Raw genomic sequence first — 967 nt, 5'->3', positions numbered from 1 at the left:
AAATTAAGCGTGTCTGAAGGGAAAAATGAATATCCTGATAAAATCATTTTTACCGCGTTATAGATATCATTGAGATCCTTTCGTTTACTGACGAAACCATTGGCACCGGCACGGATCGCCCGTCCGGCATAAAACGATTCAGACTTTGAGGATAGAAACAATACCCGGGTTTTTTCCTGCAGAGATTTTATTCTCTTGAGTAATGTAAACCCATCGGAGCCAGGTAACTCAATATCCAGAATGACCAAATCGACTGGATAGGTCCGCAGATGGTCTATTGCCGTGCGACTGTCGTCGGTTTCCAGAACAACCTGAATATTACTATTCTTTTCGAGCAGTACTTCTATCGACATTCTGACAATAGGGTGTTCGTCCATAATGATAACGGATGCTGGTTTCATTGTTGTATGCCTCAAACTGTTTGTGTATCTTGCGATTTTGATAAAACATCAGGCGTTATAATATTGTCAAATAGCCAAGGATTGCTCTGGAAGAAGAACCGAATAAATATTATATCATCCTTGTTTATTCGGTTGTTCTACGTCAGAACAATGAGTTTGTGGAATATCCATTTCACACCAGGGAAAACTTACAATTAATCAGAAAACAGTGAGGATTATACCTGCTCTGCACTTTCGGAAAAGGCTTACAGCACGTAAGTTCATAATGTCTGTTAGGATATCCTGAAAGACCAGGGTATGGTAATGACTATTGATATTAATCTCCTGCTGTTTGAATTATGGCAGATTGAAAAAATTTTTTAAATAGTAAAAACGACACAATGGGCTAATTGTTTAGGTTTTGTTAAGGCGGCGAGGCAATTCTTTTTTGTCGAAATGTACTGAATCTGTCGGCTAAAGCAGGATACCCGCGCGACATATAATACCAGGAATAGTTGTAAATATTAAATGTTTGTAAAAATCACATTCGTTTTCTCAGTTGAAAATAAGTAATTTCCTATAAATTC

Annotated in this window: 1 protein-coding gene; it reads right to left on the bottom strand. The window is 37.7% G+C overall.

The window, feature by feature from the left end; translation table 11 throughout:
- Positions 1 to 401: response regulator (locus NNO02_RS23325; protein ID WP_271455884.1), on the bottom strand; the 401-nt coding region annotated here is incomplete at its 3' end.
- Positions 402 to 967 lie beyond the last annotated feature (566 nt).

It is taken from the genome of Citrobacter sp. Awk 2 (assembly GCF_028069815.1).
GTDB lineage: Bacteria > Pseudomonadota > Gammaproteobacteria > Enterobacterales > Enterobacteriaceae > Citrobacter.
Note: the sequence above shows the minus strand (reverse complement) of the source record. Positions and strands in the feature narration are given on the sequence as shown.